Origin of the sequence: Tomitella biformata AHU 1821 (assembly GCF_000524475.1) — a bacterium.
Lineage (GTDB): Bacteria > Actinomycetota > Actinomycetes > Mycobacteriales > Mycobacteriaceae > Tomitella > Tomitella biformata.
The window spans coordinates 11,936-38,797 of the sequence record NZ_BAVQ01000079.1 but is presented as its reverse complement, the minus strand read 5'-3'; the positions used below and the strand labels follow the sequence as shown (position 1 = coordinate 38,797).

Annotated in this window: 28 protein-coding genes and 1 tRNA gene; 7 read left to right on the top strand and 22 right to left on the bottom strand. The window is 66.7% G+C overall.

Going from position 1 to position 26,862, the window contains the following annotated elements; translation table 11 throughout:
- Positions 1-22: 22 nt before the first annotated feature.
- The 4 genes from TBIF_RS18870 to TBIF_RS18855 all read left to right on the top strand — a co-directional run bounded on the left by TBIF_RS18870 (position 23) and on the right by TBIF_RS18855 (position 6,122).
- Positions 23-1,459 carry a GuaB1 family IMP dehydrogenase-related protein gene (locus TBIF_RS18870; RefSeq protein ID WP_024796304.1) on the top strand — a complete coding sequence of 479 codons (1,437 nt, stop codon included), beginning with the start codon at positions 23-25 and terminating at the stop codon, positions 1,457-1,459.
- 244 nt (positions 1,460-1,703) lie between these two features.
- The gene (locus tag TBIF_RS18865; protein ID WP_024796303.1) at positions 1,704-3,122 is read left to right on the top strand and encodes a hemolysin family protein; all 1,419 of its coding nucleotides are present in this window, start codon (positions 1,704-1,706) and stop codon (positions 3,120-3,122) included.
- A complete protein-coding gene (locus TBIF_RS18860; protein WP_024796302.1) occupies positions 3,119-4,219 on the top strand; it encodes a hemolysin family protein in 1,101 nt (366 codons plus the stop codon). Before TBIF_RS18865 ends, TBIF_RS18860 begins: the two co-directional genes overlap by 4 nt.
- Before the next feature lie 235 nt (positions 4,220-4,454).
- Entirely contained in the window at positions 4,455-6,122 is a 1,668-nt protein-coding gene (locus TBIF_RS18855) for a hypothetical protein (RefSeq protein WP_051461643.1), read from the top strand.
- Positions 6,123-6,191: 69 nt separating this feature from the next.
- Here the strand turns inward: TBIF_RS18855 and TBIF_RS18850 are convergent, their stop codons facing one another.
- The 13 genes from TBIF_RS18850 to TBIF_RS18790 all read right to left on the bottom strand — a co-directional run bounded on the left by TBIF_RS18850 (position 6,192) and on the right by TBIF_RS18790 (position 17,245).
- Complete coding sequence (locus TBIF_RS18850) at positions 6,192-6,788, bottom strand: MerR family transcriptional regulator (protein ID WP_024796300.1); 597 nt, start codon at positions 6,786-6,788, stop codon at positions 6,192-6,194.
- Positions 6,789-7,013: 225 nt separating this feature from the next.
- Positions 7,014-7,499, bottom strand: a complete 486-nt coding sequence (locus tag TBIF_RS18845; protein ID WP_024796299.1) for a bifunctional nuclease family protein — start codon at positions 7,497-7,499, stop codon at positions 7,014-7,016.
- A 107-nt stretch (positions 7,500-7,606) separates the two neighbouring features.
- Positions 7,607-8,332 (bottom strand): transcriptional regulator FtsR, encoded by a 726-nt coding sequence (gene ftsR / locus TBIF_RS18840; RefSeq protein WP_024796298.1) that lies wholly within the window; start codon positions 8,330-8,332, stop codon positions 7,607-7,609.
- A complete protein-coding gene (garA, locus tag TBIF_RS18835; protein WP_024796297.1) occupies positions 8,329-8,814 on the bottom strand; it encodes a glycogen accumulation regulator GarA in 486 nt (161 codons plus the stop codon). Before garA ends, ftsR begins: the two co-directional genes overlap by 4 nt.
- Before the next feature lie 231 nt (positions 8,815-9,045).
- A complete protein-coding gene (locus tag TBIF_RS18830) occupies positions 9,046-9,792 on the bottom strand; it encodes a DUF881 domain-containing protein (protein WP_051461642.1) in 747 nt (248 codons plus the stop codon).
- Positions 9,785-10,117, bottom strand: a complete 333-nt coding sequence (locus tag TBIF_RS18825) for a small basic family protein (protein ID WP_024796295.1) — start codon at positions 10,115-10,117, stop codon at positions 9,785-9,787. Before TBIF_RS18825 ends, TBIF_RS18830 begins: the two co-directional genes overlap by 8 nt.
- Positions 10,118-10,169: 52 nt before the next feature.
- Positions 10,170-11,045 (bottom strand): DUF881 domain-containing protein, encoded by an 876-nt coding sequence (locus TBIF_RS18820; RefSeq protein ID WP_024796294.1) that lies wholly within the window; start codon positions 11,043-11,045, stop codon positions 10,170-10,172.
- Positions 11,042-11,701 (bottom strand): CDP-alcohol phosphatidyltransferase family protein, encoded by a 660-nt coding sequence (locus TBIF_RS18815; protein WP_024796293.1) that lies wholly within the window; start codon positions 11,699-11,701, stop codon positions 11,042-11,044. Before TBIF_RS18815 ends, TBIF_RS18820 begins: the two co-directional genes overlap by 4 nt.
- 53 nt (positions 11,702-11,754) lie before the next feature.
- Positions 11,755-13,098: an NADP-specific glutamate dehydrogenase gene (gene gdhA / locus TBIF_RS18810; RefSeq protein WP_024796292.1), complete on the bottom strand. Its 1,344-nt coding sequence runs from the start codon at positions 13,096-13,098 to the stop codon at positions 11,755-11,757.
- A 96-nt stretch (positions 13,099-13,194) separates the two neighbouring features.
- The gene (locus TBIF_RS18805; RefSeq protein WP_038171929.1) at positions 13,195-13,812 is read right to left on the bottom strand and encodes an NUDIX hydrolase; all 618 of its coding nucleotides are present in this window, start codon (positions 13,810-13,812) and stop codon (positions 13,195-13,197) included.
- Between the two features lie 58 nt (positions 13,813-13,870).
- A complete protein-coding gene (locus tag TBIF_RS18800; RefSeq protein WP_084611789.1) occupies positions 13,871-14,611 on the bottom strand; it encodes a GTP pyrophosphokinase in 741 nt (246 codons plus the stop codon).
- An 83-nt stretch (positions 14,612-14,694) separates the two neighbouring features.
- Positions 14,695-15,450 (bottom strand): amino acid ABC transporter ATP-binding protein, encoded by a 756-nt coding sequence (locus tag TBIF_RS18795; RefSeq protein ID WP_024796289.1) that lies wholly within the window; start codon positions 15,448-15,450, stop codon positions 14,695-14,697.
- 1 nt (position 15,451) lies between these two features.
- A complete protein-coding gene (locus TBIF_RS18790; protein ID WP_024796288.1) occupies positions 15,452-17,245 on the bottom strand; it encodes an ABC transporter substrate-binding protein/permease in 1,794 nt (597 codons plus the stop codon).
- A gap of 97 nt (positions 17,246-17,342) precedes the next feature.
- Between TBIF_RS18790 and TBIF_RS18785 the strand changes: the two genes are divergently transcribed.
- The 3 genes from TBIF_RS18785 (at position 17,343) to TBIF_RS18775 (ending at position 19,944) form a co-directional block, all read left to right on the top strand.
- Entirely contained in the window at positions 17,343-17,891 is a 549-nt protein-coding gene (locus TBIF_RS18785) for a hypothetical protein (protein ID WP_024796287.1), read from the top strand.
- A 341-nt stretch (positions 17,892-18,232) separates the two neighbouring features.
- On the top strand, positions 18,233-19,366 hold the full coding sequence (rsgA, locus tag TBIF_RS18780) for a ribosome small subunit-dependent GTPase A (protein ID WP_369385465.1): 1,134 nt from the start codon (positions 18,233-18,235) through the stop codon (positions 19,364-19,366).
- A gap of 65 nt (positions 19,367-19,431) precedes the next feature.
- On the top strand, positions 19,432-19,944 hold the full coding sequence (locus TBIF_RS18775; RefSeq protein WP_024796285.1) for a GNAT family N-acetyltransferase: 513 nt from the start codon (positions 19,432-19,434) through the stop codon (positions 19,942-19,944).
- A 130-nt stretch (positions 19,945-20,074) separates the two neighbouring features.
- Here the strand turns inward: TBIF_RS18775 and TBIF_RS18770 are convergent, their stop codons facing one another.
- From TBIF_RS18770 to TBIF_RS18730, 9 genes are all read right to left on the bottom strand, one after another.
- Entirely contained in the window at positions 20,075-20,398 is a 324-nt protein-coding gene (locus TBIF_RS18770; RefSeq protein ID WP_024796284.1) for a DUF7882 family protein, read from the bottom strand.
- A 106-nt stretch (positions 20,399-20,504) separates the two neighbouring features.
- A tRNA-Pro gene (locus tag TBIF_RS18765) sits at positions 20,505-20,578 on the bottom strand.
- A gap of 74 nt (positions 20,579-20,652) precedes the next feature.
- Positions 20,653-22,092, bottom strand: a complete 1,440-nt coding sequence (der, locus tag TBIF_RS18760) for a ribosome biogenesis GTPase Der (protein ID WP_024796283.1) — start codon at positions 22,090-22,092, stop codon at positions 20,653-20,655.
- Positions 22,089-22,790 (bottom strand): (d)CMP kinase, encoded by a 702-nt coding sequence (gene cmk, locus TBIF_RS18755; RefSeq protein ID WP_024796282.1) that lies wholly within the window; start codon positions 22,788-22,790, stop codon positions 22,089-22,091. The genes der and cmk overlap by 4 nt, the downstream gene beginning before the upstream one ends.
- Positions 22,787-23,599 (bottom strand): pseudouridine synthase, encoded by an 813-nt coding sequence (locus TBIF_RS26340; RefSeq protein ID WP_024796281.1) that lies wholly within the window; start codon positions 23,597-23,599, stop codon positions 22,787-22,789. Before TBIF_RS26340 ends, cmk begins: the two co-directional genes overlap by 4 nt.
- Positions 23,596-24,426 carry a hypothetical protein gene (locus tag TBIF_RS26335; protein WP_207165274.1) on the bottom strand — a complete coding sequence of 277 codons (831 nt, stop codon included), beginning with the start codon at positions 24,424-24,426 and terminating at the stop codon, positions 23,596-23,598. The genes TBIF_RS26340 and TBIF_RS26335 overlap by 4 nt, the downstream gene beginning before the upstream one ends.
- 26 nt (positions 24,427-24,452) lie before the next feature.
- Positions 24,453-25,139 carry an SMC-Scp complex subunit ScpB gene (scpB, locus tag TBIF_RS18740; protein ID WP_024796279.1) on the bottom strand — a complete coding sequence of 229 codons (687 nt, stop codon included), beginning with the start codon at positions 25,137-25,139 and terminating at the stop codon, positions 24,453-24,455.
- Positions 25,136-25,960, bottom strand: a complete 825-nt coding sequence (locus tag TBIF_RS18735; protein ID WP_024796278.1) for a segregation and condensation protein A — start codon at positions 25,958-25,960, stop codon at positions 25,136-25,138. Before TBIF_RS18735 ends, scpB begins: the two co-directional genes overlap by 4 nt.
- Positions 25,957-26,826 (bottom strand): ParA family protein, encoded by an 870-nt coding sequence (locus TBIF_RS18730; protein WP_024796277.1) that lies wholly within the window; start codon positions 26,824-26,826, stop codon positions 25,957-25,959. The genes TBIF_RS18735 and TBIF_RS18730 overlap by 4 nt, the downstream gene beginning before the upstream one ends.
- Positions 26,827-26,862: the final 36 nt, after the last annotated feature.

The window sequence follows — 26,862 nt, the reverse complement described above, 5'->3', positions numbered from 1 at the left end:
AGGCCGAAGAGACCTCACCGCCATGCGTTTTCTGGGGAACTCCGCGCCGCCGTATGAACTGACATACGACGACGTCTTCCTCATGCCGAGCCGTACCCGGGTGGAGTCGCGTTCCGACGTGGACCTCTCCACCGGGGACGGCTCCGGCACCAGCGTCCCGCTGATCGCGTCGAACATGACGGCCGTCTCGGGCAAGCGGATGGCGGAGACGATGGCCCGCCGCGGTGGCCTGGCGGTATTGCCGCAGGACCTGCCACTCGAGGCGTTCACCGAGGCCGTTGAGTACGTCAAGAGCCGGCCGCTGGTCGCGGAGACCCCCGTGACGCTCTCCCGCTCCGACTCCGTCGCAGACGCGGTGGTGCTAATCCCGAAGCGCTCACACGGCGCCGCCGTGCTTATCGAGGACGGCCACCCCGTGGGGATCGTCACCGCCGAAGACTGCCAGGGCGTGGACCGGTTCAGCCGCGTCACCGCCGTCGCCACAGACCTGTTCCCCACCGCCGCCGCGGACGCGACCCCGCGCGCCGTCTTCGACTTGCTCACCGCGGCCCACGCCGAGCTCGCCGTATTGGTCGACGGCGCGGGCTGCCTGGCCGGCGTGCTCACGCGCTCCGGCGCGGTGCGGGCGGGAATCTATCGGCCCACCGTCGACGCGGCAGGCCAACTGCGCGTCGCCGCGGCGATCGGCATCAACGGCGACGTCGGCGCAAAGGCTGCCGCGCTCGTCCACGCGGGCGCGGACCTGCTGGTCATCGACACCGCGCACGGGCATCAGGAGAAGATGCTCGACGCGATCCGCGCGGTGCGGGCGCGGGAGCTCCAGGTGCCGATTGTGGCGGGCAACGTCGTCTCGGCCGAGGGGACCCGGGACCTGGTGGCGGCTGGCGCGGACATCGTGAAAGTGGGCGTCGGGCCCGGTGCGATGTGCACCACCCGCATGATGACCGGGGTGGGCCGACCCCAGTTCTCGGCCGTCGCCGAATGCGCCGCGGCCGCCGCTGAGCTCGGCGCGCACGTCTGGGCCGACGGCGGCGTCCGGCATCCCCGCGATGTCGCGCTGGCCCTCGCCGCGGGCGCCTCGAACGTGATGGTGGGCTCCTGGTTCGCCGGCACCTACGAGTCCCCCGGCGATCTGCACGTGAACCGGGATGGCGCGGCCTATAAGGAGAGTTTCGGCATGGCGTCCAAGCGGGCCGTCGCGGCGCGCACCGGCCACCACGACGCCTTCGACCGCGCGCTCAAAGGGCAGTTCGAGGAGGGGATCTCCACCTCGCAAATGCTGCTGGACCCGGCCCGGCCCAGCGTGGAGGACCTGATCGACCACATCTGTGCCGGGGTCCGCAGCACATGCAGCTACGTGGGCGCGCACACCCTCGCCCAACTCCACGAGCGGGCCGTTGTCGGCATCCAGTCCGCTGCCGGATTCGCCGAAGGCCGCCCGCTGCCGACGGGCTGGTGACGGGCTCCACCGCACGCGGCACCCCACCGCCCGGTAAACTCCAGGCCAGCCCCGTCTGAGACGGGCCGTTCGACTACCGGACAAGCCCACCAAGAAAGAGGTAGCAGGTGCCCCCGGCACCCACATTCGACACCGCGGCCCAGTCCGCCAATGCCCCCGGCGGGGACACCCCGCCTGACGAGGACCCCCCTTCTGCTGGGGCTGCCCCGACGCGCGAATCGCGCAATGACGGGCGGCCCAACCGATGAACCTCGCACTGACCATTCTCAGCTTTGTCGGCTTCTTCGCCCTGACACTGAGCACCGCAGTGTTCGTGGCCGCGGAGTTCTCGCTGACCGCGCTGGAGAAGAGCACCGTCGACGGGCACGCGAAAAACGGTGACCGCCGCGCGCGCATCGTCCAGCACGCGCACCGGACTCTGTCCTTTCAGCTCTCCGGCGCCCAGCTCGGCATCACCATCACGACGCTGATCACCGGCCTCATCGCAGAGCCCGTGTTCGCCCGCCTCTTCCACACGCCGCTCACCGCCTGGGGCGTCGGACAGGGCCCCGCGGACTGGATCTCCCTCGCGCTCGCGCTCATCGTCGCGACGTCTCTGTCGATGATCCTCGGCGAGCTCGTCCCCAAGAATCTGGCCATCGCTCATCCCCTCGCGGTGGCGCGCGTCGCCGCACCCCTCCAAGCGGGCTTCTCGTTGGCGTTTACCTGGGCCATCGGGGGGCTCAACAGCGCCGCGAACATCGTCGTGCGCGGTTTCGGCGTGGAGCCGGCCGACGAGCTGCGCTCGGCGCGGTCCCCTGAGGAGCTGGGCTCGCTCGTGCGGAACTCCGCGCGGCACGGCTCCCTCGACCCGGAAACCGCGCTCCTTATGGACCGTTCGCTGCACTTCGGTGAGCGCAACGCCGACGAGATCATGACCCCGCGGGTCCGCATCGAATCCCTAGACAAGGACGACACCGTGGTGGACCTTCTCCGGTTGGCCGCCAGCACCGGCTATTCCCGATTCCCAGTGACCGATGGCGACCTCGACAACACCGTCGGCGTCGTACATGTGAAGCAGGCCTTCTGGGTCCCCGCGGCGGAGCGCAAGCGAACCCGGGTGGCCGGGCTCGCCCGCAAAGTGCCCGCGGTGCCCACCAGCCTGGACGGCGACGCCGTGATGGATCAAGTCCGGGCCCACGGCATGCAGGTCGCGATGGTCGTCGATGAGTACGGCGGCACCGCGGGGATGATCTCCATGGAGGACCTGATCGAGGAGATCCTCGGCGACGTCCGCGACGAGCATGACAACGACAGCACCGACGTCCAGCGCATCGCCGACGGTTGGCTGTGCTCCGGACTGCTCCGTATCGACGAGGTGCGCAGCGAGATTGGCCTCCCACTCCCCGAGGGCGACTACGAGACCCTCGCCGGTCTGCTGCTCAACGAGTTCGGGCACATCCCCGTCGAGGGCGATGAGATCACCCTGCCCATCACCAGCGGCCGCGAGCAGTCGGAGAACGCACTGACACGGATGGAACCCCACATCGAGGTGTGGCGGGCCCGCATCGTCAGCATGGACGGGCGCCGGATCGACAGGGTCGCGCTGAGCACCGAGCTGCCTGCGGACGAGCCTGAGGGCTCCGTCGGTACCGACGGCGAGCAGGCAGGTGAGACTCGATGACCGACGTGTGGTCGCTTCTGCTCATGGTTTTTCTCCTCGCGGGCAACGCCTTCTTCGTGGGCGCCGAGTTCGCGCTGATCTCCGCCCGGCGTGACCGGCTGGAATCCCTTGTCGAGCAGGGACGAAAGAAGGCCGAGACGGTCATGCGCGCAGGTGAGCATCTATCCCTGATGCTCGCGGGCGCGCAGCTGGGCATCACCATCTGCTCGATCCTGCTGGGCCGCATCGCGGAGCCGGCCGTGGCTCATCTGCTCGAGATGCCGATGTCCGCCGTGGGTATTCCCACAGAGTTGCAACACACGGTGGCGTTTGTGATCGCGCTGCTCCTCGTCGCGTTCCTGCACATCCTCTTCGGCGAGATGGTGCCGAAGAATATCGCCATCGCCGGCCCAGAGCGCATGGCGATGCTGCTGGTGCCGCCGCACCTGTTCTTCATTAAAATGATGCGGCCTGTCATCGCGTTTTACAATTTCTCCGCCAACCTGGTGCTCCGGCTGATGGGCGTCCGACCGCGCGATGAGCTCGACGCGACGGTGTCCATGTTGGAACTCTCGGACATCATCGGCGAGTCCCGATCCGAGGGGCTGCTAGACGCCGAGGAACACCGTCGCCTCACCCGTGCGCTCACCACCAAGGAGAAGACTGCGGCGCAGGTGATGATCCCCTTGGCGGACGTGCGATCGATCCCGATGCTGCCGGGCGGCCCCACCTTAGGCTCCATCGAGCAGGCGGTGGTGGAGACCGGCTTTTCCCGCTACCCCGTGCGCTCGGACACCGGCCAGCTGATCGGGTACCTGCACGTGAAGGACATCCTGGGCCGGCTGCTCGACGACTCCCTCGGCCCCGACAGCCGCATCCCCGTCTCGGATGTGCGGGCACTGCCCCGGGTCGCCTATGACTCGCCCCTGGATGAGGCTCTCGCGGTGCTGCGCAAGACGCACAGCCATCTGGCGGCGGTCACCCGAGTGGCGCCCACCACCGGTCTGCCCCGGCTGGTCGGGATCGTGGCGATGGAGGACGTGGCCGAGGAGTTCGTGGGCACGGTGCGCGATGCCACGCACCGCGGCGAGCCGCCGGCGCCCGAGGGGCCGGCGTGATCGGGCACCGGCAGGGCACTGACGTGTAATCCCCTGGCCTGTCCCCCGGCTGAGGCCGTGTGTGCAGTTTCACCATGAAGATTCCCACCATCGGCCAGACACGCCATGGTGTTCGATGTTGAATGCCGCGCACAGACCTAGACTCTGGGCATCTAGCTTCATCGGCGAGAGAGCGGGTAGACCATTGAGCCAACATCGCAGTGCCTCCACCAAACGCGGGATCGCAAGGTGGCCGGTGCTGGCCGTTGTCGGACTCCTCGTGCTGGCCGCTGTCATCTTCGGCTGGCTGCAACTGCGCGAGCACAATGAGAACCAGAACAGCGCCGCCGCGGCGTCGTGCTTCGACGGCGATCGCACTCTCACCATCGCCGCCGATCCCGGCATCGCACCAGTGATCGAGCAGATCGCGGCCCGCTATGGCGAGACCCAGCCCGTGGTGCGGGACCAATGCATCACCGTGTCGGTGCAGGCCGAGTCCGCCGACCAAGTGCTGGCGGCACTGGACGAGTCCCCTGTTCAGGACCTGCCCGCGGTCTGGATCGCCCAGTCCGGCGCCGACTTGGACCAGGCCCGTGCGAGCCACCCGGATGCCCTCTCGAGCGCCAGCCGCTCAGTGGCGACCTCGCCCGTCCTACTCGTCCTGCCGGAGCAGCAGGCCACCGCGCTGGCACAGCTTTCCTGGCAGGAACTGCCCGCTCGCCAGAGCGCCGGTGAGCTTGGGCTGACACTGCCCGGCGGCGCCGATTCCGGTCCCGGCACCCTGGCCCTGTCCGCGGTCGCCGCGGCGGTCGCTGGCTCCGACGGGAAGCCCGTGACCGCGGAGCAGGCAGGTTCTCCCGCGGTGCGCGACGCGCTGACCGCCCTCCGCGCGGGCACAACTGGGCAGTCCTTCGACGACACCGCCGCCGCACTCGCCGCCGTGACCGGCGACTCCCCGGGGGTCCTCGCCGTGCCCGTCACCGAGCAGCAGTTCTACATGGCAGTCAAAGACCAGCAGAATCCGAGTGCCCGCGGCCTGTCTCCCGCCGGCGCCACCCCGGTCGCCGACTTCCCCGCCACCACGCTGAGAGCCGCGGAGGCGGATGAGACTCTTAGCCGCGCCGCGTCGGCATTCAACGAGTTCGCTCGACAGCCTGACCAGCTGGGACTCCTGGCCGAGTCCGGGTTCCAGGTGGAGGGAGCCGCGCCTGTGGACACCGACAATGGCGTCGTCTCCTTCACCCGCCCGCAGTCGGTGCTCCCCCTGCCCCAGGCCGACGCCATCGCGAAGATCGCCCCGCGCCGGGGTGGAGCGCAGCAAGCGCATGCGACGACGGTCCTGCTCGACGTGTCCGGCTCCATGCGCGTGGCGGATGGGAACCAGAGCCGACTGCTCAATGTCACGGAGGCGCTGCGCGGCGAGATCGCCGCCTTGCCCGACGATGCGGCGGTCGGGCTCTGGCGCTATAGCGCGAACCTCGACGGCACCACGCCCTACGCCATCGACGTGACCACGGGCCCGCTCGGCGAGCCGGTGGGCGCGGAGGGGCAACGGCGGCAACTCCTGGACACGGCGCTGTCCTTGGCCAGTCCGGTCTCTGCGACACACACCTATCGCTCCTTGCAAGCGGCCTATGCGAGCGCGGTCGAGGGCTTCCGCCCGGACCAGGCGAACTCGGTGCTGCTGATCACGGACGGGCCAAATGACGACCAGTCCAACCTCGACTCGGCGGCCTTGCTGCGGAACCTTGCCGCAGCACAGGATCCGGCGCGGCCAGTAGCTGTCAACGTCATTGTGATCAGCCCCAACACCGATCTCGCGACGCTGCAAGCGATCGCGGACCAGACCGGTGGCACGTTGACGTTCCTCAACAGCTCTGCGGATCCCCAGTTGCCCGTAGCGATCCACACCGACATGGGCTGAGCCTCACGCAGCAAAGAGCCGCTGGCCCCCTCGGCGTAGACGGGGCCAGCGGCTCTTTCGGTTGTCCGCTCAGCCGATCTTGCGATTGCTGCGGGTCTTGCGGCGAGTGGCCAACTCGTCCTCGGGCGCCTCGATTTCATGGCCGCCGACCGCGACCTCACCTGGGAAGTCCGCGATGGAGCCGGTGAGCTCGCGCATCGCGCCGCTCACAGCGATCCCGAACACGCCCTGGCCGCCCTGCAGGAGGTCTACGACCTCCTCCGCCGAGTTGCACTCGTAGACCGAGACGCCATCGGAGAACAGCGTGATGTTCGCGAGGTCCTCGACCCCGCGATCGCGCAGGTGGTCGACGGCAACCCGGATGTTCTGCAGCGAGATGCCCGTGTCAAGAAGCCGCTTCACTATCTTGAGGACCAGGATGTCCTTGAACGAGTACAAGCGCTGGCTGCCGGAGCCCGCCGCCCCCCTGATTGCGGGGACGACCAGCGATGTCCGCGCCCAATAGTCGAGCTGGCGGTAGGTGATATTGGCGATCTGGCAGGCCGTGGGGCCCCGGTAGCCGATCAGCTCCGCTGGCGCCTGGCGTTCGGCGGCTGCTTCCTCGAGGCTGGACTCCTGCTGCGGAGACTCCCGAAACAGTTCTGCGTCCTTCGGATGCTCGCCCACTGGTAACTCCCTCTCGCCACGGCCCCGTCCCGTCGAGTTGCGAAAGTACTCTCGCACGACAACCAGGGGCGCGTTCAGACTACGCCGGATTTTGAATCACAACCATGCGATTCACTGAGCTAGACGTTATGAGGGCAACGGCGGCCGATCAATGCGACTCGCCGTAAGCCTCAACCTCAAGTTGAGGTTGAGACTCAATCGTGACCTAAGCGTGTCGCGCGCGGCTCACTCGGGCAACGCAGTGTCGCCCGGATTGAAGTCCTCCGGAGAGATCGTGTCGAGGAACTCCTTGAACTTCTCCACCTCGTCCTCGCGCTCGCTCGGCATCGCAAGTCCCGCCTCCGCGAGCACGGCCTCCTCCGCGAAGATCGGCGCGCCCACGCGGATTGCAATCGCGATCGCATCGGACGGCCGCGCAGACACGGTGACGTCCTGGTCGAACACCAGATCGGCATAGAATGTGCCCTCGCGCAGCGCGACGATGCGCACCTCGAGGAGTGTGCGCCCGAGAGCCTCCACGATGTCCTTGACGAGGTCGTGCGTCAATGGCCGCGCCGGCGCAATGCCCTGCTGCTCCAGCGCGATCGCGGTGGCCTCCGCCTGCCCGATCCAGATCGGCAGGAACCGCTCCCCCTCGGACTCCCTGAGGAGCAAGACCGGCTGCTGCTGGGGCTGCTCCACGCGAATGCCCACCAACTGCATCTCACTCATTGCACTCGCCTCCACAGCGGTAGTCCAGAATTCTCGCCGCACACACTCGTATCCCAGAGTCTAGGCGACCATCGGCCGCCCACACCACGAGACGCGACGCGTGTCCGTCAACCATCAAGCGCATTGCGCACAGCAGCCTTGACCAGGCAACTGTGCAGAGTCACAGACAAGGCCGCGAGCTCACGAACTAGCTCCTCGGCCCGGTCCCGCGCGCCAGCTTCCCGCCCCTTGGCCACGGGCGCGGCGATCTGCGCAACCAACCCGGCCTCGCGATCCGCCGCCGATTTGAAGGCCCGCAGGTGGCGCACCTCCAGCCCGAAGCCAGCCATGTCGCGGACCGTCTTCACCAACGTCACGCTGTCCTCATTGAAGAACCCCCCGGCGCCCGGCGTCAATAGCCCCGCCCGTATCAGCTCCGTGACAAAACGATCCTCAACCTCGGCCCGCGCGCACAGATCGCCTCGGCTCATACGCGCATCGGGGTCCGACCGGAACGCCTCCGGGGACACCAGCCCGGGCGCGATGGCCAGAGCCCGCGGGTGCCGCAGAGGGACCACTTCGACGGCGCCCGAATCGCCAGCCTCGAGTTGCTCCTTGATGACCTTCAGCGGCAGGTACTGATCACGCTGCGCAGTCAAGACATACTTGAGTCGCTCGCAATCGCCTACAGAGAACCGGCGGTAGCCCGACGGCGTCCGCTCGGGCGTCACCAAGCCCTCCGCCTCCAGGAAGCGGATTTTGGAGATGGTGACATCCGGGAACTCGGGACGGAGTCGATCCAAGACCGTGCCGATGGACATCCCGACTGGCGCCGGCTGGCTCGCCGCGGTCACCGGCCTTCCGACCCCGCTGACCCACTGTCCAAACCTGCGTCGCTGCGCGGTCCTGTCAGGAAGACCAAGCGGAACTTCCCGATCTGAACCTCGTCACCGTTGACGAGCACCGCCGCGTCCACCGGCTCGCGATTGACGTAAGTGCCGTTGAGGCTACCGACGTCGACAACCTCGAACGCGTCATCCAGCTGCCGGAACTCGGCATGGCGACGGCTCACGGTCACATCGTCGAGGAAGATGTCGCTGGCCGGGTGCCGGCCGGCGGAGGTCGCGGCCTGATCCAGCAGGAATCGAGACCCGGCGTTGGGCCCACGCTTGACCACCAGCAGGGCCGAGCCCGGAGGCAGCCCCTCCACGCCACTCACCGAGGACTCAGAGGTCTGTCCCGCCGAGGGGTCTAACTCACTGAGGAAGTCCGCTCGGAAGACCGAAGTGGTCTCAACCGAAGTCTCGAACCCCGAGTTCTTGTCGTTCTCGCTCACCGCGTCTCCTTCGTCCGTTGACCGGACCTCACACCGAATTTGCCAGTTGTCTTGAATCGATCTGACCGACCTACTTGACGGTACCTTGTGGCCGCCTTATTGGCCGACTCCCCACTGACAGTTTCTGCCGTACTGCCAACCAGCACACCGGAACTGGCGTGCCTGCCTAGAATCCGACAGCCAAGTAGTACAAAAATGCTACCTGAGGCTGCCACGCACAATCACCCCAGCCTAGTCGCCTGGAGTGCCTTTCCGCGGCGCAATCGGATCCCGCACCGCAGATATCTCCACCGAGTCTCGCGGATCCACGGTGACCTCGCCACCAACTCGGCGCACGGTGTCGATGACGCCGCCCGGAATATTCAATGCGGCGGACAGCGTCGGTGGGTCGCCGATCGCGGTTACCGTGAACGGCGCGCTCACCTCCACCCCGTCGATCTTGATCGCCCCGGCTCCGCCCGTGATCCACGAGTCAACGCCGATCCGGACGTTCTGATCGGCGCGGCCGCCACTGATCTGGACCGCCTCAGCGCCCGCCGCCCGCAGTTCCTGGAGCTGGTCGAGCAGCACGTCGGCGTCCACGCCCCCGCGGGGATCAGCGATCATCACAATGAGGCCGGGTCCGGTGGCGGGGGCCGAGCCCACTTGAATTTGGAGCGAGGACAGCCGCGCCCGCGCCTCGTCGAGTGCCGCCTCGGAGCTGTTCCCGTCGGACTGCATCGAGTCGAGGGAGTGCTCCAGCGCGGTGATCTCCTGGCGCAGCGCTGCCTCGCGTTGGTGCAGGCTGTCCAGGAGCGCGAGCAGATCGGACGGGCGGGCAGAATCCAGCCCGTCGCCAGATTTGGTGTCCCGGACCTGCGTGACGATGCCGATGCCCAGCAGCATGCACAGCAGCGCCACCAGGATCACGGAGACGGCGGGCCTACTCTTCCTAGGCTTAGTCTTACCGGGGCCCGGCGCCCCCGCGGGCTCAGGCACCGAACAACCTCCGTCGCAGCGCCGCGGCGTTGCCGAAGATCCGGATGCCGAGCACCACGATCACCGCGGTGGATAGCTGGGTGCCGACCCCGAGCTGATCGCCGAGCAGCACCAACAGCGCCGCAACCACCACGTTGAAGACGAACGAGACGACGAACACCTTCGAGTCGAAGATGCCGTCGAGATACGCGCGCAACCCGCCGAACACCGCGTCCAGCGCTGCGACCACCGCGATCGGTAGATACGGCTGGAGAACCACCGGAACTTCGGGGCTGAAGATGATCCCAAGGACAATCCCCGCCACCAGAGCTAGAAATCCGATCATCGCCCACCTTCCCGATCTGCTCCCGCGTGCGGTCCCTGCTGTGCCATCGCCGTCAGCTCCCGTGCGCGTATCTGAGGTCCCGAGTCGGCGCCTCCGCCAGTTGCAGGCTATCCGCCGACTCGATGGCCACAGTGGCGCCATACAACTGCTGGAGCGGCTGCAGTCGCAGATACCCGGGACTGACGATGTAGGCCGCCTGCATCGCGCCAGCGTCCCCGATCGCCTCAAGGGCATAGGGACTAGTCACTGGCTGGTTGTCCACCAGGATCGCGCCACCCGCCTGGCGGATGGACGCGCCGGGGCCAACCCGGACGCCGTCGATGGCGATGGCCTCGGCGCCGCTGGCCCACAGCGCGTTGACGACGGCCTGCAGATCATGGTCCAGGATCACCTGACCGCGCTCGGCCCCGCCAGGGCGCCCCTTGTCGGTGAGGTCGGGCCGCGCCGGCGGATCCCCGATATCCACCCGGATGCCCGGGCCCGTCACCGCGACCGCCGCCGCACCCATCTCGGCCACGCGCAGCTCCCCGAGGATCCGGCGGCCCTCGGCATCGCCGGCGAGGTTGGCGGTCCGCTTGGCCGCCTCGCGGATGGCCAAGGCGTCACGGTCCCGCGCGAGCGCGTCGTTGCCGGATTGTTGGATGCGCACATCATCTGCGATCTGCTGCTGTGCGGCCATCGTGTCCGGGGCGCGCCGGGTCTGGTGGGCGGCGCTGACGCCGAAGACGAGGCCGACCACCACCGTGCCCGCGACCAGCCAGGCGAGCCCGCCCGAACGGGACCGGGGGGTCCGCTCCCCCGCGGCCCGCAGCCGAGCCTCGTCGGCATAGCCGGGGTCCAGGTGATCAGTGAGCAGCGAGCGCAGGAGAGAGGGCACTGGATTACGCTGGACCTTCTCGGCCTGCGCGACCTCCTCCGCTGGCGTCATCGCGGTGTGGTGTCCGCCTCCGCGCGGGCGGCCCTGGACAGGTGCGGCAGCGCGCGGGCCATTCGGACGGCCTGGGCCAGGTAGAGGAACCCGGTCCACACGTAGAGGACGACACCCCAGGTCATCAGGGCCCAGCCCCACGGGTGCAGTGCGGTGGCCACCGCGGAGTCACCGAAGCCGGCCAGCATCACCGGCAGCGCGATCATGAGCGTGAAGGTGGCGGCCTTGCCGAGGTAGTGGACTTCTGGCGGTCCGAGGCCGCGGCTCTTATAGAACGGGAGCGTGGCCGCCAACAGCGCCTCGCGGAGCAACAAGATTGCGACGAGCCACCAGGGGATGATCCCGCGGGCCGCGAAGGCCAGCGGGATCGCGATCATGTACAGCCGGTCTGCGATGGGATCCAGGAGTGCCCCGAACCTGCTCATCTGGTTGAGCCAGCGTGCCAGCTTCCCGTCCAGCCAGTCCGTCCCGCCGCTGATCAGGAGGACGGCGAGCGCCCAACCGTCTGCCTCCAGACCGAGGATCAGATATAAGAACAGTGGGACGCCGAGGATCCGCAGCCCGCTAATCAGGTTGGGAATAGTCCAGATCCCGTGGTCGGGGGCGGCACCGCTCAACGTCGCGGCCGTCGCTGGCCGTTCGCCCTGCGGAGCCATGCCACCCCTTCCCGTCTGGAACCTGTGTGTCCTGATCGATACTCGATCAGGAGTTAGATGACGCCCATCGAGAACATCGCGTCGGCCACCTTGACGAAGCCCGCGATGTTGGCGCCCAGCACGTAGTCGCCGGGCTTGCCGAACTCCTCAGAAGTCTCGCTGCAACGGCCGTGGATGTCACGCATGATGGCGGCAAGTCGCTCATCGGTGTAATCGAAGTGCCAGGAGTCGCGCGACGCGTTCTGCTGCATCTCGAGGGCCGAGGTGGCTACGCCGCCCGCATTCGCGGCCTTGCCCGGGGCAAAAGCGACACCCGCCTCGCGGAAGAGCTTGAGCGCCTCCGGGGTGGTGGGCATATTGGCGCCCTCCGCGACGGCGATGACGCCGTTCTTGATCAAGGTCTTCGCATCCTGCTCGGTGAGCTCGTTCTGGGTGGCGCACGGCAGCGCGACATCACACGGCACATCCCAGATGGAGCCGTTCTCGATGAACCGCGCCGACTTCCGGGTCTCGACATACTCGCAGATGCGTCCGCGCTGGACTTCCTTGATGTCCTTGAGCAGCTCGAGGTCGATGCCGTCCTCGTCCACGATGTAGCCGGAGGAGTCTGAGCACGCGATCGCGGTGCCGCCGAGCTGGTGGACCTTCTCGATGGCGTAGATGGCGACGTTGCCGGAGCCGGAGATGACGACCTTCTTGCCGGAGATCTCGGTGCCCTTGGCCTCGAGCATGTTCGCCACGAAGTAGGTGACGCCGTAGCCGGTCGCCTCCTTTCGAACCTGTGAGCCGCCCCAGGTCAGGCCCTTGCCCGTGAGGACGCCGGACTCGTAGCTGTTCGTCAGCCGCTTGTACTGGCCGAAGAGGTAGCCGATCTCGCGGCCGCCGACGCCGATGTCGCCCGCGGGGACGTCGGTGTACTCGCCGATGTGGCGCTGCAGTTCCGTCATGAAGGATTGGCAGAAGCGCATGATCTCGGACTCAGAGCGGCCCTTCGGGTCGAAGTCCGAGCCGCCCTTGCCGCCGCCGATGGGCAGGCCGGTGAGCGCGTTCTTAAAGATCTGCTCGAACCCTAGGAACTTGACCATGCCCAGGTTGACGCTGGGGTGGAAGCGCAGTCCGCCCTTATAGGGGCCGAGCACGCTGTTGTACTGCACGCGGAATCCGCGGTTGACCCGCACATTGCCCGCGTCGTCCGTCCAGGGCACGCGGAAGATGATCTGGCGCTCTGGCTCGCATAGCCGCTCGATCAAGCCGAAGTTGGCGTAGTGGGGATGACGCTTAAGGACGACGGTGAGGGACTCGAACACCTCCGCGACGGCCTGATGGAATAGCGGTTCGCCAGCATTCCTGTTGACGACCACGTCATAGATCTTGCTGACCTGCTCATTCCCGGTCACACGTCACCTCTTTCCACACACGAATTCGCTTGTTGGACAAGCCTGTAGCGTAGCTGGATCAGGGCCTGATCAACGAACCGGCAGCACAGACGGCATTTACCGCCAGGCGAACACAGGTTGCTCTAGACCAGCTACACGAGTGTCTCTCCCCCGGAGCACAACCTCTCGAAACTGATACATGACGGCCGCCGTAGGGGCATGCAGATAGCCGTCGCGCCACGGCAACATTATCACCGGTTTGTCCGATTGCGGGATATTTTCGAACTGTGGTTCGACGTCTAACTCGGCAAAGGAGATAAAGAACACCTCAGCGACCTCCGCGGGGCTGGGAGTCACCACATGTTCGGAGTCCGCGCCCCACAGCACGACGGGGCTCATCACAAAACCCGACCGCGTGACGTAGTCGTCCAGGCGTCCGAGCACGGCGCTCGCCGGGAGCTCGACGCCTATCTCCTCGCCCAACTCGCGCCGAGCCGCGCCGGGCGCATCCTCCCCCTCATCGACTCGGCCGCCGGGCAGCGCGAACTGTCCTGGGTGCGTGCGGAGGGTGAGCGCGCGTTGGGTCAACCAGATACCCAGGGCCCCACCGGATTCCACCACCGTCAGGGCAACGGCTGCTGCGTGCGCCGAGCTGGGCACCGCCACTGGCTCGAAGGCGTCCACCCGAGCTTGGACGTCTGCACGAGACTGTGGGAACTCGACAGAGCCTGCCATCGACCGACCTCTCTCCACCGCTTCCGGCCAGCGACTGCTGCTGCCGCGCCTTCCCAGGTTACGGCAGCTTGCCGGCCATCATTTTCAGGTCCACAGGGCCTTCGGCGTCGGGCTGTCCGCCCATGTCCCGGATCTCTGTGTGCAGCTGTTCCATCCGGTGGTCCAACTGGCTGGCGATATCCGCGGCCTCAGTCAGGCTGGCCACGAGGTCTCGGGGCACCGCACCCTTGTACTTGTAGTAGATCTTGTGCTCCAGGCTCGCCCAGAAATCCATGGCGATGGTGCGGATCTGCACCTCGACCACCACCGGAACCGGCCCGTTGGAGAGGAACACGGGGATCTCGACAATCGCGTGGAGACTCTTATAGCCGTTGGCCTTGGGATGTGCGATGTAGTCCTTGACCTCGAGCACCCGCAGGTCCGACTGGGTGGTGAGCGTCTCGAGGAAGTAGTACGTGTCCGCAATGAAACTGCAGGTCACACGCAGTCCCGCAATGTCGGTGATGTTCGCGCGGATCGCGTCGAACGATGGCTCGATCTCCCGCCGATCCAATTTCTCCACGATGCTGCGCAGCGTTTTCACTCGGGAGGTCACATGCTCGATGGGGTTGTACCGGTGCAGATGCTGAAACTCTTGCTGCAAGATGGAGATCTTGGTCAGCATCTCGTCGACGGCGAACTTGTACTGCATCATGAAACGGGTGATCTGATCTCGCGCGTCCGACTCCGGCAACAGCGCCAGTGCGTTGATAGCCGCTAAATCATCCGCGCCGCTGTGCACATCGTTCTCCCGCCTCATCGCCGGCCGAATGCCGTCGGGCTCACTCTACTTGCGCGCCGCCGACAGCTGCCCGGTGATGATCTCCGCGCCGCGCGAGGACGCTAGAGGACTTGAGAGAGGAAGGTCCGCAACCGATCTGTCTTCGGGCTTTCGAACACCGCGGCGGGCTCACCACTCTCCACCACCACACCTCCGTCCATAAACACGACGGTATCCGAGACCGAGCGTGCGAAGCCCATCTCATGTGTGACCACGACCATCGTCATGCCACCCGAGGCCAGGTCCGCCATCAGCGCGAGGACGCCCTTCACCAGTTCGGGATCTAAGGCCGAGGTGGCCTCGTCGAAGAACATGACCTGGGGGCTCATCGCCAGCGCCCGGGCGATCGCCACGCGCTGCTGCTGGCCGCCGGAAAGGTTCGCCGGCCGAGAGTCTGCCTTGTGCCCCAACCCCACGAGTTCGAGCTGCGCCATGGCGAGCTCCCGCGCCTGGTCCTTCGACAGGCCTTTGAGCTTGCGGGGCCCAAGCGCGATGTTCTCGGCGACGGTCTTGTGCGGGAACAGGTTGAACTGCTGGAACACCATGCCAATGCGCTGGCGCAGCTCGTCGGGGCTATCCCTCAGCACCGAGCGTCCGTCGAGCAGGATGTCGCCGGCATCGGGCTCGTGCAGACGGTTCAGGACCCGCAGCAGAGTCGATTTCCCTGAGCCCGACGGCCCGATGACCGTGACCGCCTTGCCCGCGTCCACGTGCAAGTCCACGCCTCGCAAGATCTTGTTCGGACCGAAGGCCAGGTGCAGGCCCTGGCCGGTGAGCGAAACGCCGCGCAGCGGAGTCCCGTCAACGTTGTCAGTCATGTCAGCCCTTCTCCACGCTCAGGTTCAGCTCCACCGGGTCGGCCGCGACCTCGGGACGGCCGGTTCGCAGCCGCTTATCGATGTAGTTGACCAAATGCGTCAGCGGGATGGTCAGAGCCAGGTAGAACAGACCCGCCGCCACCAGTGGCGACAGGCTGCCGGTCTGCGCGTTGAGGTCCCGGCCCACCGCGAACAGCTCTCGCTGGGAGGCCAACAGACCCAGGAAGTAGATCAGCGAGGAGTCCTTGATCAGCGAGATGAACTGGTTCATCAGCGCCGGCAGCACACGCCGCACACCCAGCGGGATCACGATGAGCACCATTGCGCGGGCGTGGCTGAAGCCCAGAGCGCGCGCCGCCTCCATCTGGCCGGGCTCCACGGACTGGATGCCGGAGCGGAAGATCTCCCCGATGTACGCGGCGGCGAGCAGCGACAGCGCGGCCGCGCCCAGCCAGTACGGGTTGTTGCCGGTGAGCCCCTTGACCAGTGGGCCGACTCCGAGGCCGACGATCAGGATGATGACCACCGCGGGCAGGCCGCGGAAGACGTCGGTGTAGATCCGCGCAGGCCAGCGCAGCCAGCGGGTGCGGGAGATGCCCGCCATCGCCAGCAGCATGCCCACCACGGTGCCGACCACGCCCGAGACCGCGGCCAGGATCAGGGTGTTCGGCAGGCCGACCTTGAGCAGGTCCGGGAAGGCCCGCTGATACAGCTCCCAGTCGAAGAAGGTGTCGCCCAGCTGCTGCAGCGTGGACTTCGGCGCCGCCTCGCTCTGGTCCGTGTTGGCGACGCGCTCCGCGGCGAGCGCGGCGAAGTCGGGCAACTGCGGCTCGGGCGCCGCCTTGCTGCCAGGCTTCCAGCCCTCTGGTAGCTCACGTGGCACCCAGTCGGAGTACAGCTGCGCCCACTCGCCGTCGGCGATGACAGCGTCGAGCCCGGAGTTGAGCGCGTCCACCAGCGCCCTGTTGTCCTTCGCCACGGCCCAGGCGACAAAGTTGTTCAAGCTGAACGTGTTCTGCACCACCGACGCCGGGTCGCCCGGCGCGATCGCGCCCTCCGCCTGCTGCGAGGGCGCCACCCAGGCGTCGATCTGCCCGGACTTGAGGTTCGCGTAGGCGGTGTTGTAATCGGGAAACTTCACGGGGTCCAGGCCGAGCGTGTTCAACACGTATTCGTCTTGCACGGTGCCCTGCACGACGCCGATCCTCGTGCCCGGGCTGAGGTCGGAGAACGCCTTGAGCGGGCTGCCGTTCGGGACCACCAAGGAGAAGTATCCGAAGTCGTAGCCGTTGGTGAAGTCGACGAGGTTGCGGCGCTCGTCGGTAGTCGTGATCGAGGACGAGCCGACGTCGAAGCGGTGGTTCGCCACCTGCGCCAGCAGGCTCGCGAACTCGGTGCCGACGAACTCGACCCGCAGGCCCAGCTTCTCGCCGACGGCCTTGAGAAGTTCGTTGTCGTAGCCGGTGAACACGTTGTGCGAGTTCACGCAGATGCTCGGCGGCGCGTCGGACAAGGTGCCTACGGTCAGCACGCCCGGGGTGGCCAGTCGCAACGCGCTCACGTCGATGTCCGCCAGCGGGGTGACGCCCTCCGTCGTGAACCGGTCGACCTCCTTAGAAGCGCCCTGGTCCAGGTCCGTCGGCGCGGCGGACGCGGCCGCGGGGCCTGGCGGCGAGCACTGGTCGCGATCGCTCGAGCCCCCGCCGCCCGAACACGCGGCCAGGGTGATGGCTAGCAGCAGCGATAGGAGGGCCGCCGCGATGACCCGCGTGCAGACGGACATTGACCTGGGCATGGAGGAATCGTAATCGCCGAGGCGGGGCGCCGCCGCACGAAGCGCCGGGACCGGGCCCGGCAGACGCTGGAGCGCCTCCTCTATTACCGTCGTCCCCATGACCCGGCCCATGAACACCGCAGCCTACGAGCGTGCGACCAGTCGTCCCTGGCAGGAATGGGTCGACGCGCTCGACTTGGCGGGGGCACGTGATCTTCCGCACCCCGGGATCGTGCCCCTGGTCCTCGCCGACATCGATGCGGCGACAGTGAAGAACGCGCATTGGTGGGCGCAGGGCATCACCATCGCCTACGAGCAGCACATCGGACGCCGGATCCCCGGCCAGCGGGGCGACGGCACCTTCGCCGGCACCGTCAGCAAGACCTATTCGGGCTCGATGGACGAGGCAGTCGCGGCGTGGCTCGCGCTCGTCAAGGGGCGCACGGAGTTCCTGGGCCTCGAGGTGGTGGCCGAGCCCAGCACGTCGGCCACTGAGAAGTGGCGGTACTGGCGGTGTGGGCTGGTCGACGACTCCAAGGTCAACGTCACGGTGAACACCGCGTCGCCGGGCAAGTCCCGCGTGGCGGTGGAGCACAGCCGGCTCGCCTCCCCAGAGGCGACAGCCGAGGCCAAAGCCTGGTGGAAAGCGCTCCTCGCCCAGCTGTGACCGGTCCTCGAACACAAAAAATCCCCAGGTGATCGAATGATCGCGGGGGGTTCTTTGTCGGGACGACAAGGCCCCTGGCGCAAGCGGCTAGCGGTAGGCTGCCATATCGCTGCCCTGAATACCGTCGCGGGACTGCCCGGCTGCAGGCTGGTGGGCACGGGCGTCTCGTGTTAATCTGATGCGTCCGAGTTCGGCATGGCGCGAGAGAGCAGGAGGTGAGTTGATGATTGCGGCAAAGACCGCTGCCCTGGGCAGCGTCCGAATCATGCTCACTTCCTGGGCACTGTTCTAATTAATCCCCATCGCTAATAGCGGCGTGAACTACGTGGCTTATAGCCTCGATGGGTTCGATGTCCGAGCAGGGCCCCCTTTCAAAGGGTCTCACTTTGTATCAGTCTCAATCTCAACCTTCCTCGTCCTTGTTCGGTCTATCCACACTCGGTTGGGACGACTGGTTCGCAGGACAATTCGCAGAGCACGCGGCGGCCGGTCTGATTCCCGCTCGCGTCGTGCGAGTTGACCGAGGGTTCTGCGACACGCTCACCGCATCGGGTGCTGTCCGCGCGGACAGCACGGCTGTAACCTCCCTCGACCCCACTTATTCCGTGTGCACAGGTGACTGGGCAGCGCTGCGCCCAGGGCCTGAGCCGGAGATTGTGGCGCTGCTAGCAAGGCGCAGCGCCATCACGCGGGCATCGTCGGATCGGACTTCCCACCAGCAGGTCTTGGCGGCGAATATCGATTCCGTCGCTATCGCTGTCTCGCTCTCAGCACCGCTGAACGCGGGCCGGATCGAGCGGCTACTGGCGCTGGCTTGGGACAGCGGAGCGAAACCAGTCCTCGTGCTCACCAAAGCCGACGCCGCCGACGATCTCGACGCGGCGTTGGCCGTCCTCACCCCGCTGGCCCCCGGCGTGGACATCGTCACCACCAGCGCCACGACAGGTATGGGTCTAAACCTTCTGTCAACAACGATGACCGGCACCACAGTGCTGATCGGCCCGTCGGGGACTGGGAAGTCCACGCTTGCAAATGCGCTGCTCGGTCGAGAACATCTGGGCACCAACGAAGTTCGGGCCAGCGACGGCAAAGGCCGACACACCACTGTGCGCCGTGAGCTACTACCCCTGCCCGGCGGCGGGGTGCTGATAGACACCCCGGGGTTGCGAGCTATCGGCTTGCAAAACGCCGCAGATGGGGTCGAGCAGGTGTTCTCCGAAATCGAAGCCTACGCCCGGGACTGCGCATTCAGCGACTGCCAACATCGCAGCGAACCCGGCTGCGCCGTGCAGGAAGCTGTGCGCGTCGGCATGTTGGATGCGGGCCGACTCGATCGGTACCGAAAGCTGTTACGCGAAAGCGAGCGGGCGGCGTCCCGGGGGAACGCCCGCGAGTCGAGCAAGCAAGACAAAACCAAGAAGGCGATCACGAGGGATTTGCGCGCGACCTACCAATTCCGCGACCGTCAGCGCTGACGGCCGCATGTGACGTCTAGACGGCCACAGGCACTACTCACCATCACGAAACGGAGAAAACTATTGTGAGCGCACCGCACGAATGGATCACTCGCGCCGAGACCGACGCCGACATCCCCGCGATCCGCGAGATCAACCTCGCTGCCTTTAACACCATAGAGGAGGCTGACCTCGTAGATGATCTACGCACGGATCCGGCGTGGATAGAGGGGTTGTCCATCTACAGCGCAGGGCCGGACGGCAAGCCCGTCGGTTATGCGCTGCTGACTCGCTGTCACGTCGACGACACTCCGGCGCTGTGCCTGGGACCGTGCGCGGTCCTGCCCTCGCACCAGAATACCGGCGCAGGCTCAGCCGCGATCCGAGCTGCTCTCGAAGCCGCCGAACGGGCATGCGAGCGGTTCGTGATCGTTCTCGGGCATCCGGCCTACTACCCGCGGTTCGGGTTCACCCGCGCATCGGAGAGCCGCATCCGGATCAGTATCGATGTCCCCGACGATGCATTGATGGCACTGAGCCTCGGCTCCAAAGAACTACCCAGCGGCACCGTCCGCTACGCAGCGCCCTTCGGCATCTAAGGAGCCGAAAACACTCCGATACGCCGCATCCCGTTGACTGTGCCCGGCCTGCATGCCTACAGGCCGGGCACAGCGCTCCTCGGCGTCCAGAAATTCTCGACGCCATGCGGGACGTGCGTTGCGGGTCCAGCTACTTGGCGGACTCGCGAATCGAGAACGGCATGGGGCCGTCCCCGACGATAACCATCCCGGACTCGTCTACCCCGTCAAGCATGCCGTCGAGGATGCTCTCGTCAAGCTGCACCGTCTCGTCGCCGTCGTACAGGAACTCGACGGGGATGGACGGGCTGATCCACAGGAAGTGCCGGACCAGCGCGCCACCGTCGGTGGAGGCCATGATGCCGAGGCTAAAGCTCTCATCCGCAGCCAGCAGATTGTGGGTGACCGCGTGGACGTAGGCCAGGTTCTTCTGGTCGAGACCGTAGTGGACCCCGTTATAAATGATCGCGCTCAAGGTGGTGCTCCTTCTGACGATGGATGCGGCACTCCTACCGTAGGAGATACACATCCAGAAACAAGAAAGGCCCAGGTAATCTTTCGATTACCTGGGCCTTTCATTGTCGGGACGACAGGATTTGAACCTGCGACCCCTTCACCCCCAGTGAAGTGCGCTACCAAGCTGCGCCACGTCCCGATGCGCTCTTTCGAGTGCCTGTGAAGAGTACCGCAGCAGGTGGCGAAGTTACCAATCGCCTGGTCAGGGTGTGTTTATTTCGTTTTACGCTCGCGCTTTTCCCGGACGCGAATGGACACCCGAACTGGGCTGCCGTCGAAGTCGAAGTCCTCACGCAATCGACGCTCGAGGAACCGTCGGTAGCCGGCCTCGAGGAAGCCCGTGGTGAAGAACACGAATGTCGGAGGCCTGGTGGCCGCCTGCGTCGCGAACATGATGCGGGGCAGCTTGCCACCACGCATCGGCGGCGGGGTGGCCGCCGTGATCTCCTTGATCCAGGTGTTCAGCTGGCCGGTGGTGACGCGCTTGTCCCACGAGTCCAGCGCCTTCTCCATGGCGGGCACGAGCTTCTGCACGGACCGGCCGGTCAGCGCAGAGATGTTGACCCGCTGGGCCCACGGCACCCGCTCGAGCTCACGGTCGATCTCGCGATCCAGCTCGTAGCGGCGGTCCTCGTCGACGAGGTCCCACTTGTTGAACGCGATGACGAGCGCTCGACCGGTCTCGGCCACCATCGACAGCACCCGCAGGTCCTGCTCGGTCATTGGCACGGACGCGTCGATCAGCAGGATCGCCACCTCGGCGGCCTCGATGGCCGAGCGAGTGCGCAGAGACGCGTAGAACTCCGCGCCGCTGGCCTGGCGAACCTTGCGGCGGAGGCCGGCGGTGTCGACGAAGCGCCACGGCTTGCCACCGAGCTCCACCATGGAGTCGACGGGGTCGACGGTGGTGCCGGCGACGTTGTGTACCACCGAGCGTTCGTTGCCCGCCAGCTTGTTCAGCAGGCTGGACTTGCCAACGTTCGGCTTGCCCACCAGGGCGACGCGGCGAGGACCGCCCCCGGGGATGCCCTCACGGGGTGTCTCCGGCAGAATCTCGAGGACCTTATCCAGCATGTCGCCGGTGCCGCGGCCGTGCACAGAGCTGACCGGGAACGGCTCGCCCAGGCCCAGCGACCACAGTTCGGCCACGTCGGGCTCGCGCCGCTCGTCGTCGACCTTGTTGGCCACGAGGATCACCGGAGTCTTCGAGCGGCGCAGCGTGCGCGCCACCGCCTCGTCCGTGGTGGTGGCGCCGACCGTGATGTCGATCACGAGCAGGATGGCGTCGGCCTCCCGCATCGCGACCTCGGCCTGCCTGGAGATGGCCTGCTGCAGACCCTTGCCCTCGGGCTCCCAGCCGCCGGTGTCCTGCACCTTGAAGCGCCGACCGGCCCAGTTCGCCTCGTAGGAGACGCGGTCCCGGGTCACACCGGGGACGTCCTCCACAACGGCCTCGCGACGGCCGATGATGCGGTTGACCAGAGTCGACTTGCCGACGTTCGGGCGGCCGACCACGGCGATCACCGGAATTGGCCCGGTGAACTCGGGGAGCTCGTCGCCGGCCTCCAGGATCGAATCCCAGTCGGACTCATCCGACCAGATGCCGTCCAGGGCCGGCGCCGGCTCTTCCATTCCATAGAATTCTTCAGTCATCGTGCCGCTCCCATGCTCTGCTCAGCCAACGACCGCAGCAATTGCACTACCTCGTCAAAGCCCAAGTCGCTTGTATCGATTACTTGCGCGTCGTCCGCGGGGCGCAGCGGGGAGGCCGCGCGCGTGGAGTCGAGGTGGTCGCGCCGGCGGACCGACTCGAGCACCGCCTCGAAGTCGTCGCCACGACCCTCTCGAATGTTTTGCGCGTTCCGCCGTTGCGCGCGGGCCTCGGCCGACGCGGTGAGGAACACCTTGATGTCGGCGTTCGGCAGCACCACAGTGCCGATATCGCGGCCCTCGATCACGGCCATCGGATACTGCGCGGCCAGGGTCCGTTGCAGGTCCACCAGCGCTTCCCGCACCTCAGGGATAGCGGCAACGACGGAGACCGCCGCGGTCACGTCCGCGCCCCGAATGTCGTCCGCGACATCCTCACCGGCCAGCAGGACCTCTTCCGCGAGGGGGTCCGAGCCGATCGACATCGGCAGTCCCCGCACGGCCTCGATGACTCCCGCGGTGTCCGCCGGTTCCACGCCCGTGCGCAGGACGTGGAGCGTCGCGACGCGATACATCGCGCCGGTGTCGAGATAGCCTGCGCCAATCTGATGCGCCACCTGCCTGGAGACGCTCGATTTTCCGGTCCCGGAGGGGCCATCGATGGCGAACGTCAGCCGCTGCCCCGCGGCAGCCCCACTCACAGGCCTACCGCGTCGTACAGGTTGCTGATCTCGCCGCGGCCCAGGACGCGCAGGCTGCCCGGACGCTGCTCGGCCAGAGATACCGGGCCCACATCCGTGCGGACGAGCTGAAGGACGGGGAAACCCACCTCATCGAGCAGACGGCGCACAATGTGCTTGCGGCCCTCATGGAGGATCAACCGAACGAGGGACTTGCCTTCGAAGACCTCGAGCACCTCGAACTTGTCGACCTGCACGGGGCCATCCTCGAGCTCGATCCCGTCCTTGAGCTGACGCTCCATGATCTTGGGGACCATGCCGTTGACGGTCGCCATGTAGGTCTTCATGATCTCGAACGACGGGTGCATCAGGCGGTGCGCCAGCTCGCCATCGTTGGTGAGCAGGATCAGGCCCTCGGTCTCCGCGTCGAGACGGCCGACGTGGAAGAGCCGCTGGCCGGACATCACGCGCTCCGCGACGATGTCGCCGATGCACGGGCGGCCCATATCGTCAGACATGGTCGACTGCCAGCCCTTGGGCTTGTTCAGTGCGATGTAGACCTTTTCCTGGTCAATGACGATGCGGACACCGTCGACCCGGACCACCGAGGCGGTGGGGTCGATGCGCTTGCCCTGGTGACGAATGACCTCTCCGTCAACCTCGACGCGGCCCTCGTCGATCAGCTGCTCAGCTGCGCGACGCGAGGCGACGCCAGCCTGGGCCAGCACCTTCTGCAGTCGCATGCCCTCGGCATTGGCATCGCCGCTGTGGACGAAGGACGTGGAGGCGGGGCCCTCACCCTGGTAGCGCGCGGGCTTGGCGTAACTCATCGTCGCCCTGACCTGGGCCTTTTTCTGGGGCTTGTTCTCGCGCTTGGCTGCTTCCTTGTCCGAGAGCGGCCTGCCGGCCCCCTGCCAGCTGGGCTTCGAGCCGCCCTGCTGCGGCCCACCGGAACGTGGGTAGCCGGAGCCACCGCGCCCTGCGCCGCCGGACCGGTCGTCACGAGGCGCTCCGCCGCGCGAATCGGCACCGCCACGGGAATCGCCACCACGGGAATCGCCACCACGGGAATCACCACCACGGGAATCACCGCGGGGGCCGCCACGGCTGTCACCACGAGGCGCTCCACCACGCGAATCGCCGCCACGGGAATCACCGCGGGGGCCGCCACGGCTGTCCCCACCACGAGAATCGGGACGAGAGGCGCCACCGCGGTAGTCACCGCCACGCGAATCACCACCACGCGAATCGCCTCGGGGGGCGCCACGGCTGTCCCCACCACGAGAATCGGGACGAGAGGCGCCACCGCGGTAGTCACCGCCACGCGAATCACCGCCACGCGAATCGCCTCGGGGGGCGCCACGGCTGTCGCCACGAGGCGCTCCACCGCGCGAATCGCCGCCACGGGAATCGGGACGGGGTCCGCCACGGCTGTCACCACGGGGAGCGGAGCCACGCGAATCGCCACCACGGAATTCGCCTCTGGGCGCTCCGCCACGGGAATCACCACGGGGGGCAGCGCCACGATTGTCCGAGCGGTCATGGCGGGGTGCGCCGCGGCCGTCTCCACGCGGGGCTTCGCGACTGTCGCGACTGGGCGCACCGCGCCGATCATCTCGGGGTGCGCCGCGGCTTGCGCCACGATCTCGATTGTCATCCGGTGTGCCATCTCGGCGAGCGGGTCTATTCACTGCTATTCACATCATTCTCAGTAGGTTCGTCGCCCGGCCCCGAGTGGGGACCGCGCGTATTCAGTTTTTGCATGCGAGGCTCGGAGTCGAGATTCTCACTGATGTACTCGATCACATCCACATCCGGCAGGAGCGGGGCCAACGCCGGCAGATCTGCCAGGGATGCCAGGCCCAACCGCTCTAGGAACATCTCGGTGGTCGAATACATAACGCCGTGCGAATCTGGGTCCGTGCCGGCCTCTGTGATCAGCCCGCGAGCCAGCAACGTCCGCATCACGCCATCAACGTTCACGCCGCGGACAGCACCAACCCGGGCACGGGTCACCGGTTGACGGTATGCCACCACGGCCAATGTTTCCAGTGCCGCCCGGGTCAACGTGGACCTGCTCCCGTCCAAGAGCAGCCGTTCCACATAGCCCGCGTACTCGATCCGGGTGAAAAGCCGCCAGCCGTCGCCTACAAATCGCAGGTCAAAGCCGCTATTACGGTCCGTCATGGACTGAGACATCGCACGGAGCCGAGCCGTGACCCGCCCTTCGGTGACCTCCAGCACATCGGCGAGGGTACTCGCGGGCGCCGGGGAGTCGATGACCAAGATAAGCGACTCCAGGATGGCATCAAGCTCACTGTCGGTGATCCCGTCGGAGGGATTCTGGGCCGCAGCCGTCTCGTCACTCATCCGTACTCCTCATCGCTGGCTATCTCGCTGTCGCCCCCACCGGTCCAGGACACCCGGAGTTCCTCCAATGCCTCGTCCTGCTCGAAGGACACAGACTTCTGCCGATACAGCTCCAGCAGACCCAGGAATCGGGCCACGATCTCCACGGGCAGGGTGCACTCGGCCACCAGCTGGGAGAACGACGCGGACTCCCCCGGCGCTAGTGCCTGCAGGATCTCCAGGATGCGCGCGGCCTGCTCCTGCACCGAGACACGTGGCGTGTGCAGGTGGTCGAGGTTCACGGTGGGCACCAGGCGCGGCCGCATGGCCGCGGCGGCGATATCAGCAAGCTGCCAGGGGCTGACCCCGATTGTCACCTCGGGGAGAAGTTCAGTGAACTTGTCCTCCAGGCCAACATCGGCCGGGTACCGGCGCAGCGCCGCGGACTCCAGCTCCGCGAACAGCTCGGCCACCTGCTTATAGGCCCGGTACTGCAGGATCCGGGCGAACAACAGATCCCGCATCTCCAGCAGGGCAAGGTCCTCATCGTCCTCGACTTCGCCCGCCGGGAGCAGCCGAGCCGCCTTGAGATCGAGCAGAGTGGCCGCCACCACGAGGAACTCCGTGGTCTGGTCCAAGTCCATCCGGCTGCCGAGCTGCTTCGTGTATGCGATGAAGTCATCGGTGACGGTGTGCAGCGCCACCTCGGTGACGTCAAGGCGATGCTGCCCGATCAGCTGCAGCAGCAGGTCGAACGGACCCTCGAAATTGCGGAGCCGGACGGTGAACCCGGCCTGGCCTGCCGACGCCGGTACGGTCTGCACGTCGGCGCCGGCCGTCATTTCCCTATGCGGTGAATCAGTTCGCGGGCTACGGCGCGATAGGACTCCGCGCCGCCGGACTTCGGGGCCCAAGTGGTGATGGGCTCTCCGGCCACCGAGGTCTCCGGGAAACGCACGGTGCGGGAGATGGCCGCGTCGAACACCAGGTCGCCGAAGACCTCGACCACGCGAGACATCACCTCACGAGAGTGCAAAGTGCGGGAGTCGAACATCGTCACCAGGATCCCGTCGAGGGTCAGGCGCGGGTTGAGCCGGTCCCGCACCTTCTCGATGGTGTCATTGAGCAGCGCGAGGCCACGGAGGGCGAAGTACTCGCACTCCATGGGGATCACGACGCCGTCAGAGCACGCGAGGGCGTTGACCGTCAACAGGCCCAGCGAGGGCTGGCAGTCGATCAGCACATAGTCGTAGCGGTCCAGCACCGGGTGCAGGACACGGGCCAGGGCCTGTTCGCGGCCGACCTCGGTCACGAGTTGGATCTCCGCGGCCGACAGGTCGATATTGCTGGGAAGCAGGTCCAGGCCGTCGACTCTGGTGCGCATCAGCACATCGTCGATCGAGACATTCCGCTCGACCAGCAGGTTGTACACGGTCTTCTCGAGCTCATGGTGGGCCACACCGAGGCCTGCGGACAGCGCCCCCTGGGGATCGAGATCCACCAGCAGGACGCGCCGACCGTATTCGGCGAGCGACGCGCCGAGGTTGATCGTGGAGGTCGTTTTGCCGACCCCGCCCTTCTGGTTGCACATCGCGATGACGGTGGCGGTGCCCTGGCGGACCGTGGGCCCTGGCACCGGGATGTCTCGCCACGGCCGACCGGTCGGGCCGAGCTGTGGGCCCTCGTCGCCTGCGGGCTGCGTCGACATACCCTTCGCGTCGCCGGGAGAATCAATGAGCGTGCC